This is a genomic window from Sporosarcina sp. NCCP-2222 (genome assembly GCF_023168145.1).
Classification (GTDB): domain Bacteria; phylum Bacillota; class Bacilli; order Bacillales_A; family Planococcaceae; genus Sporosarcina.
In genome coordinates this window covers 21,733-30,530 of sequence record NZ_BQYK01000007.1, presented here as the reverse complement: position 1 = coordinate 30,530, position 8,798 = coordinate 21,733, and the positions used below count along the sequence as shown (strand labels likewise).

At 45.5% G+C, this 8,798-nt stretch carries 11 protein-coding genes; 3 read left to right on the top strand and 8 right to left on the bottom strand.

The features are described from left to right. Nucleotides 1–79: 79 nt before the first annotated feature. Complete coding sequence (locus NCCP2222_RS14705) at nucleotides 80–406, top strand: YuiB family protein (protein ID WP_282570710.1); 327 nt, start codon at nucleotides 80–82, stop codon at nucleotides 404–406. Nucleotides 407–481: 75 nt separating this feature from the next. Here NCCP2222_RS14705 and NCCP2222_RS14700 read toward each other — a convergent pair whose 3' ends face one another. Continuing rightward, on the bottom strand, nucleotides 482–958 hold the full coding sequence (locus NCCP2222_RS14700) for a divergent PAP2 family protein (protein ID WP_248513102.1): 477 nt from the start codon (nucleotides 956–958) through the stop codon (nucleotides 482–484). Between the two features lie 209 nt (nucleotides 959–1,167). On the opposite strand from NCCP2222_RS14700, the gene NCCP2222_RS14695 reads away from it, so the two are divergent. Together NCCP2222_RS14695 and NCCP2222_RS14690 are read left to right on the top strand one after the other, a co-directional pair. Further along, nucleotides 1,168–2,676: a leucyl aminopeptidase gene (locus NCCP2222_RS14695; protein WP_248513101.1), complete on the top strand. Its 1,509-nt coding sequence runs from the start codon at nucleotides 1,168–1,170 to the stop codon at nucleotides 2,674–2,676. A gap of 54 nt (nucleotides 2,677–2,730) precedes the next feature. Further along, the gene (locus NCCP2222_RS14690) at nucleotides 2,731–2,973 is read left to right on the top strand and encodes a hypothetical protein (RefSeq protein WP_248513100.1); all 243 of its coding nucleotides are present in this window, start codon (nucleotides 2,731–2,733) and stop codon (nucleotides 2,971–2,973) included. A gap of 46 nt (nucleotides 2,974–3,019) precedes the next feature. On the opposite strand, the gene mnhG is transcribed toward NCCP2222_RS14690, so the two are convergent. The 7 genes from mnhG to NCCP2222_RS14655 are packed head-to-tail and all read right to left on the bottom strand — an operon-like array spanning nucleotide 3,020 to nucleotide 8,783. Continuing rightward, a complete protein-coding gene (mnhG, locus tag NCCP2222_RS14685; RefSeq protein ID WP_248513099.1) occupies nucleotides 3,020–3,403 on the bottom strand; it encodes a monovalent cation/H(+) antiporter subunit G in 384 nt (127 codons plus the stop codon). Continuing rightward, the gene (locus NCCP2222_RS14680) at nucleotides 3,387–3,668 is read right to left on the bottom strand and encodes a Na(+)/H(+) antiporter subunit F1 (protein WP_238081044.1); all 282 of its coding nucleotides are present in this window, start codon (nucleotides 3,666–3,668) and stop codon (nucleotides 3,387–3,389) included. Before NCCP2222_RS14680 ends, mnhG begins: the two co-directional genes overlap by 17 nt. Then, nucleotides 3,665–4,144 carry a Na+/H+ antiporter subunit E gene (locus NCCP2222_RS14675; protein WP_248513098.1) on the bottom strand — a complete coding sequence of 160 codons (480 nt, stop codon included), beginning with the start codon at nucleotides 4,142–4,144 and terminating at the stop codon, nucleotides 3,665–3,667. Before NCCP2222_RS14675 ends, NCCP2222_RS14680 begins: the two co-directional genes overlap by 4 nt. A gap of 6 nt (nucleotides 4,145–4,150) precedes the next feature. Beyond that, the gene (locus NCCP2222_RS14670) at nucleotides 4,151–5,632 is read right to left on the bottom strand and encodes a Na+/H+ antiporter subunit D (protein ID WP_248513097.1); all 1,482 of its coding nucleotides are present in this window, start codon (nucleotides 5,630–5,632) and stop codon (nucleotides 4,151–4,153) included. Next, a complete protein-coding gene (locus NCCP2222_RS14665) occupies nucleotides 5,625–5,966 on the bottom strand; it encodes a Na(+)/H(+) antiporter subunit C (protein ID WP_238081051.1) in 342 nt (113 codons plus the stop codon). Before NCCP2222_RS14665 ends, NCCP2222_RS14670 begins: the two co-directional genes overlap by 8 nt. After that, the gene (locus NCCP2222_RS14660; protein WP_238081052.1) at nucleotides 5,966–6,388 is read right to left on the bottom strand and encodes a Na(+)/H(+) antiporter subunit B; all 423 of its coding nucleotides are present in this window, start codon (nucleotides 6,386–6,388) and stop codon (nucleotides 5,966–5,968) included. The genes NCCP2222_RS14665 and NCCP2222_RS14660 overlap by 1 nt, the downstream gene beginning before the upstream one ends. After that, nucleotides 6,375–8,783, bottom strand: coding sequence for a Na+/H+ antiporter subunit A (locus NCCP2222_RS14655; protein WP_248513096.1), 2,409 nt, complete (start codon nucleotides 8,781–8,783; stop codon nucleotides 6,375–6,377). The genes NCCP2222_RS14660 and NCCP2222_RS14655 overlap by 14 nt, the downstream gene beginning before the upstream one ends. Nucleotides 8,784–8,798: the final 15 nt, after the last annotated feature.

Here is an 8,798-nt window from a genome sequence, read left to right as displayed (position 1 = left end):
ATCGGTGACTGTTCCTCATTCTGTTGAAAGGGTGCCGATGTTCCTGTAAAATGGTGAATGGAAAACGGGGGTAGTCGAATTGGGACAAATTTCTTTGGTGGAAGTCATCTTATCTGTGTTGATTTTCGTTGTCATGTTCTTTGGCATCGGTTTTTTATTAAATATGCTCTTGCGGATGTCTTGGCTGATGGCCATCATTTATCCGATCGTTGTCATCTTGATTATCGATGAAGTTAAATTTTATGAGTACTTTACGAAACCGGCTTATGCATTTAATGCTTTGGGACATAAAATCATGGCTTTGCATGCGGTCGATATTATCATTTTGACTAGTGGTCTTGTCGGTGCCATCATCTCAGGGATCGTCATCAAAGCATTACGGAAACAAGGCTATCAAATGTTTTAACTTAGTACACCAACATACTGTTTTTATACATGATAAAAGGCTCGGCTTGGAGGGAATTCTCCAGGCGAGCCTTTTTCATTTGATAAGGGTGTACGTAATAAGGGAAATGAGTATTCCCGTAACAGAACCTGCAAACACTTCACTCGGCTTGTGGCCAAGCAATGTTTTCAGTTCCTGTATTTTTTGCTGTCCGTCTTTCTGCGGCCAGCCTTTTATCTCCTGAACAAACGTCTGGAAGTCCAGCCGCATCTGATTGATGATCAGTGCTTGCTGTCCCGCCTGGTAGCGAATGCCCGTCGCATCGAACATCACTATAACTGCGAAAATCGCAGACACAGCGAAGAGGGGAGAATCTAAACCAGTTTCAAAGGCAATAGCTGTCGTCAAGGCTGATACGGCTGCCGAATGTGAGCTCGGCATGCCACCGGTGGACGTCATCAGTTTCCAATCGAGTTTTCGCGTCAATAAATAATGGATTGGAATTTTGACGAACTGCGCAAAGAAGATGGCAAATAAAGCCGCCAAAAGCGGAGTGTTTTGTACTATACCCATCTGCTTACACTCCTTGTTAAAAGATAATGGCCGTAAAAAACTTTTTTTCGCGAATGCAATGCTTCTTATTCGATTTTTCAATCGTTTTTTTCAGTATACCATAGCGATTGGAAGAGGGCTTGAAAATTACAACTTTTCCGTTCCGAAATTTTAAGTAAATGGATCAATGGTATATAATACAAGATGTATGAAAAGTCAGGAGGAGTCAAATGAAAACACTATCAATTGAAACAGAACTCAGCAAAGTGACAGCAGACGTTTTAGTTGTCGGGGTACCCGAACATCCTGAAAATGTAGAAGGGTGGGCGGCATTTGCGGACTCATTCAGTTCACGGATTTTGGATTGGGTGCGTGCCGGAGATATTAAGACTGGATTTAAAGAAATCGTCAAGATGCCGTCTTTATCCGAACAGAGCTATAAACGCGTGCTGTTTGTCGGACTAGGCGCGCCTAAGGACTTGACCGAAGAAAAACTTCGCCAGGCGTTTGCGGCTGTCGGAAAAGAATTGCTTGTCAGCAAGTATGAAAACGTGGCCATTTGGACAGCTCCGTTTACAACCGAAGAATTGACATGTGCGGATGTCGCCTATGCGGCAACAGAAGGGATTGGCCTAGGTACGTATAAATTTGAAGGCTACCGGACGGATTCGAATGAAAAGGATTTCTCTATTGAGTCCCTGCAGTTCATTTCCTCCTATGACGAAGATGAATTGAAAGCTGCTTTTGCTGTTGGACAGGCGTATGCAAGTGCAGTCAATGAAGCTCGTAACCTTGTCAATATGCCGCCAAACTTGCTGACGCCTACCAAACTTGCGGAATATGCTGAAGAACTAGCGGCGAAATATGATTTTGAAATTGAAACACTTGGAAAGAAAGAGATGGAAGAGCTCGGAATGGGAGCCATTCTTGCGGTTAATAAAGGATCTGTCGAGGAACCGCGATTGATCGTTTTGAAATATACGGCTACAGAGAAATGGGAAGATGTAGTCGGTTTGGTCGGTAAGGGGGTTACATACGATACAGGTGGCTACTCTCTGAAACCAAGGGAGAGCATGGTTGGAATGAAAGGAGACATGGGAGGAGCTGCAGCTGTTTTAGGAGCCATGGCTATCATTGGCGAATTGCGGCCGGCCCGAAATGTCATTGCCGTTATTGGAGCCACCGATAATATGATATCCGGAGAGGCTTTTAAACCAGACGATGTGATCACTTCATTAAGCGGAAAAACAATTGAAGTATTGAACACGGATGCGGAAGGAAGGCTCGTGCTGGCAGATGCTGTGACGTATGCGAAGCAATCCGGCGCAAACTATCTGATTGATGTTGCGACATTGACAGGTGGTGTCATCGTAGCTCTTGGAAATGATAAAACAGGTGCACTTACAAACAATGAGGCGTTCTTCGAGGAATTCATGGAAGCTTCTTTGGAAACAGGTGAATTTGTATGGCGTCTGCCGTTGACGGAGAACGACAAGAAGCGAATCCGAAAAAGTGATGTCGCGGACTTGAACAATTCACCGGGCCGTGATGGCCATATGATTTTTGGCGGTGGATTTGTCGGAGAATTTGTCGGCGAAACACCGTGGGTCCATTTGGATATCGCGGGCACGTCAGATGCATCTGCTCCACATGATCTCGGACCAAAGGGCGCAACAGGTGTTATGGTCCGCACACTTGCAACTTTGATTGAAAGAATGGCGGAAAAGGATTCAGAATAGGCCATTGTCCCTCCACAAATCATCTATGTTGAATAGGATAGGTGGGAAAGGGGGATGAAGATGTCACGTTATGGCAGAGGTGGTCGTGGTTATGGTGGCGGATTTGGACGGGGTTTTGGGAATAGTGGATTTGGATATGGATTCGGTGGACCGTTCTTAGGAGGGCTGGTAGGCAGCTTTTTAGGTAACGCGTTCTTCCCGCAGTCTTATTATCCGACTCCATATTACAATTATTATCCGTATGGAGGATATCCGGGGTACTATCCTCCGTATTATCCGCCGTATTATCCATATTGATAAAAAACGCGCAAAGGGAACAAGTACGTTCCCTTTGCGCGTTTTGTTATTGATCTTCGGATTTTAATGAACCGCTTTCCTTCCTGGCTTTCTCGACAACTTCCTTCAGGTCATCCCCGACTGTCAATTCAGTTGGTTTCACACCTGCCATATATGCCGCCCGGCTCATCAAATGTCCGCCGATCGGAGAGGTCACGAACAAGAAGATGATACCTAACAGCAGCTGAATGCTGAAAAGCCCCTCGTTATACCAGAAGTGAATGAATACACCGAGCAGGATACTCATGACACCCAGTGTAGCACTCTTAGAGGCCGCGTGAGCCCTTGTGTAGACATCGGGGAACCGAAGTATCCCTATGGTCGTAACAGCCGTAAAAACAACGCCTACAGTAATTGTAATGACAATTAGAATATTAATGATGACGCTCACGTTCGATAATCTCCCCTCTTTCAATGAATTTGGAGAACGATACAGTTCCGATGAAGGAAATGATAGCGATGAGCAAAATCACATCGATATAAAATCTCGTATCGAACAATATCGAAAGCAGCGCAATCGCTGAAATGAGCATGACACCGATTCCGTCCAGCGCGATGAGCCGGTCAGGCACAGACGGCCCCTTGAATACACGATACATTAGGCCGGCCATGGATAGAGAGACTACAATCATACTGATCCAAATAAATATCGTCATCCGCGGCTCACCTCCATAATCGCTTTCTCAAAAGAGTTTTTAATTGATTCAATCGCTTCATCCACATCGTCAACATCCAACGCATGAATATAAAGCGTCCGCTGATCATCCGATACGTTGACCACAATAGTACCTGGCGTCAATGTGATAAGGCTTGATAACAGCGTAATCTCCCAATCATGCTCCAGCTCAGTCGGCAATGCAAAAAACATGGGCTGGAGATTCAACTTCGGCCGGATGACGAGCATGAAGACCGAAATGTTGGAGAGCGTCAATTCCTTCAGGAAAAGCAAGGTCAGTTTGAGCGCAGCCCAAAGCTTCCAGAAATAAAGCCTGCTTTTGAAAAATCGCCGTGTCAAAAAGAGAAGCGTTAATCCAATCAGGTACCCGATTACGAAAGTCGAAGCACTGAAGGAAGACGTCATGAACATCCAAGTGACTGCGATAAAAACATTTAATAATATTTGAAAGGCCATCGACATCTACTCCTTTAACACCGCATCAATATAGATGGATGGTTGTAGTAATACATTCGATGCATCCGTCATGTAAGGGAGAAGCCATTCTGTCCCGACACCATAGAGGACAGAGAGAACGACGAGCACAACAGTTGGAACCATCATCCCTCTATACGGTTTACGCTCCACTGAAGGCAAGGCTTGAGGTTCGCCCCAGAAAGCGTAAATGAAAATACGGATGACAGATAGTAACACAACAAGACTGGAAGCCAAGACGACAATGCTTCCCCATATATGGTCAGCTTGGAATGCCCCTTCCACAATAAGCAGCTTTCCTATGAAGCCGCTCAAGGGCGGGATGCCGGCCAGGCCGAATGCAGCGATTAAATAAAACCAGCCTAGTGATGGATGAGTCTTCATCAGACCGCCCATTTTTCGCAAATCGGAAGTGCCTGTCACATAAATGATCATCCCGATCAAGAAAAACAAAGCCCCTTTGATCAGCATGTCATGAAGTAAATAAAAGACAGCGCCTGAAAGCCCCGATTCGTTCATCTGTGCTGCGCCGAACAAGATGACTCCGACCGCAATGACGATGTTGTAGATGACAATCTGTTTGAGGTCGAAATAAGCAAGGGCACCAATACATCCGGCAATAATCGTCAAAATGGATAAAACCATCAGAAGCCCGTGTGTAAAGTCCGTCTGGTGGACGAAAAATAATGTGTAGGTCCGCATGATCGCGTACACCCCGACTTTTGTCAGCAAAGCTCCGAACAGAGCGAGGACAGGTATCGGCGGTGCCGCATAAGAACCGGGCAGCCAGAAGTATAGGGGGAAGATAGATCCCTTAATCCCGAACACAATGAGCATCAGCACGGCAATAACCGTAATAATGCCGGGCTGGCCAATCTCAGCAATTTTCACCGAGATATCCGCCATATTTAGAGTTCCGACAACGGAATATAAGTAGGCGACGGTAATGACGAATAAAGCAGATGATACGACATTGATCAATATGTATTTAATAGACTCACGCAACTGTCTCTTTTCTCCTCCAAGAACAATCAAAACATAAGAAGCAATGAGCAGCACTTCAAAAAAGACGAACATATTGAAAATATCACCTGTCGTGAATGCACCATTCACACCAGTAACCATGAAGAGGATTGCCGAGTAATAGAAATAATGTTCTCTGGCTTCCCCGGTGGAAGTGTAGCTATAGATAACGACAAGCAGTGTAATAATGATTGTCGTCGTGACTAGCAAGGCTGAAAACATGTCCGACACCATCGAGATACCGAAAGGAGCCGGCCAGCTGCCAAGCGTAATCGTTTGCACGCCATCTTGTTTAACGGTGTAAACAAGAAACAAGGAAGCTGCCAGTGCAGCGATCAGGCCAACTGCAGCCAATACTCGCTGCAGCACAATCCGTTCCTTGAAAAACAGTAGCACGATGGCAAAGAGAAATGGAATTATGATAGGAAACAAAAGTAGATTAATCATGTTCGTCATTTCCTCTCATCAAATTCATATTATCTGTTTTGTGTTCGCCGTATGTTCGGTATGCAAGGACAAGCATAAACGCTGTCACTCCAAAACTGATAACAATCGCTGTCAAAATTAAAGCTTGCGGCAAAGGATCCGCAAAATTGGTAGCCTCTTTATCCAGTACAGGAGGGGCAGAACCGCCAAGGCCTCCCATTGTCAAAATGAGCAAATGTGCTCCGTGGCTCAATAACCCGGTGCCTAAAATCACTTTTAACAGACTTCTGGACAAGATGAGATAGACAGCTGCCGTGAACAAAACACCGATTAGAATCGCCATCAGCAATTCCATTACGCATCCCCTCCAATCGATTGGATGATGGTCATCGCTGATCCGACAACAACCAAGTAGACTCCCGCATCAAACAGCATTGCTGTATGGAGGGAGGTCTCCCCGAAAAGGGGGAGGGTAAAATCGTCAAAGGCATGGGTGAAAAAAGGAACATTGAACAGGATGGAGCCTGCCGCTGTACCAAGAGCGAGCAACAGACCGATGCCAATGACAATAACGAAATTGAAAGGCAATGCCTTTTGGACCGTTTTCAAATCAAATGCGAGCAACAGCAGCACAAGGGCTCCTGTCGTCAGCAATCCGCCAACAAATCCGCCGCCCGGCGTATAGTGGCCAGCAAAGAAAATATGGATGGCGAAAAGGAAAATGATGAAAAAGACAACTTTTGTCGTCGTTTGCAATATGACATCATTTGTTCTCATCCGAATTCTCCTTTCTTCCAAGGCGAAGCTTAATCATTCCGAGCACGCCGATACCTGCGATCGATAAGACGGCAATTTCAAACAATGTATCGAAACCACGGTAATCCACCAGGATAACGTTTACAATGTTTCCGCCGCCAGCCTCAGTCTTCACTGTGTCTTTGTAATATTGGGCAATGGATGGAATCAGCTTTTGGGAGTGGGCTGACAAAGCAACCAGCGTCACTGTGATCCCGACTCCTATTGCGACAATGCCATTCGTCATTTTCGTTTTTACCGTTTCACCATGATCCTTTAGAGCAGGCAAATGCTTGAATGCGAGCAGGAACAGAGCGACTGATACGGTTTCGATGACGAGCTGCGTCAACGCCAAATCTGGCGCCTTGAAAATGACGAAGAACAAGGCAACTGAATAGCCGACAGCGCCAAGAGCGATGATGGCTGCCAGTCTTGTTTTCGATAACAAGACGAAGCAGACGGCCAATAGTAAGATGACAGCATTGATCACGCTATAGACTCCAATATGGGCAAAGCTGTCCATATCAACGACAAACGCGTCTTGCGTGAATAAGATGACAAGAACGGCGACGCTGATGAAAGCGAAGATGTAAATCATATACGTACGGATCAACCCGGTCATATAGAAACGGGAAATCCGATTCATCCCTTTTTCACTGAAACTCATCATGCCGTCATACAAAGCATTTAGAGAAAACTTAGCAGGCTGCAAGCCATACACCTTTTGCCATTTGGATAGCGAAATGAAGAGCAAGGCTCCAACTATAATTACGCCCACTGTTAGCCAGAGTTCAACCGATTTAAAACCATGCCAGGCAGCAACATGGATATCTATGTCGCCAGGCTGTGAATACAAATTCGGTTGAATCGCTGCAACAGCCGGTTTTATTAACCACTTTGCAACTAGGTTGGGAATAAAGAATATTCCGACGACCAAGACTCCGAGAATGATAGGAGAAACGAGCATGCCGACAGGTGCTTCGTGCGGTTCCTGAGGCAGTTGGCCTTCTTTGCGCTTTCCTGCGAATGTTCTGAACACAAAATAGAAGCTATAGACAAACGTGAAAACGCTAGCAATCCATGCGATGACTGGGAACAGGATACCCCACGTATCGAATTGGAACAGTTCAAACTGCCGGATCGCCACCATTGATTGCAGGAACATCTCTTTACTGAGGAATCCATTGAATGGCGGAAGGCCTGCCATCGACATGGAACCAATGAATGCGACCGAGAAGCTGACAGGCATGATGCTCATCAAGCCACCCAGTTTCCGGATATCCCGTGTACCAGTTTCGTGGTCGACAATACCTGCGATCATGAATAGGCTTCCTTTAAATGTCGCATGATTAATCAAATGGAAAATAGCCGCGAACATGGCAAATTTAAATACCGCATCATCGGAGTGGAACGTGATAGCTCCTGCACCGAGCAGTGACATGATCAATCCGAGTTGACTGACGGTTGAGAAGGCTAATATCGCTTTCAAATCCGTCTGTTTTACTGCAAATAATGAACCCCAGAAAAGGGTGAGCAAGCCGATTCCAGTTACAAGCCATACCCAGACTTCTGAAAAAGCGAAGATCGGAGTGAAACGTGCCACTAAATACAGTCCTGCTTTAACCATTGTTGCCGAGTGTAGATAAGCACTGACCGGAGTCGGCGCTTCCATGGCATCAGGCAACCAAATGTAGAACGGGAACTGTGCCGATTTCGTAAATGCCCCGAGCAATAGAAGAACTAGCGCGAGAGTGAAATAGTCATGTCCAACAAAATCAGGAGCAGACGCAATCAATTCACGAATGGAGTATGTATCCCCCATAATGCCGAGAAGGACGAATCCCCCGAGCATCATCAAACCGCCAAAAACCGTGATCATCATCGATTTCAATGCACCAAATCTGGAACGGTCCCTGGTATACCAGTAACCGATTAAAAGAAATGAAGAAATCGACGTCAATTCCCAAAACAGATAGAGGGAGATGACATTATCGGACTGCACAACTCCAAGCATGGCGCTCATGAAAAGGAGAAGATAGACATAAAAGTTACCTAGCTTCTCCTTGTTTTTATCCAAATAGAAGATGGAGTAAAGTACTACAAGTGATCCGATCCCTGTGATCAGCAATGAGAAAAGCAGGCTGAGCCCATCAATGTAGGAGACAAATGAAATGCCCAATGATGGAATCCACTGCAGTTCGGATATTGCATGTCCGCCATCCATTGTGGACGGGATGTATGTTGCGTAATAGAGAAACAGTACGAGAGGGACTGCCAAAACAAACCAACCAGTATGTATACGTTTCATTCTTTTAAATAAAAAGGGAATGAATAAGGCAGCCACAATCGGCAAGAAAATCAACAATACGAATTCCAAGAAAATCCTCCTTCC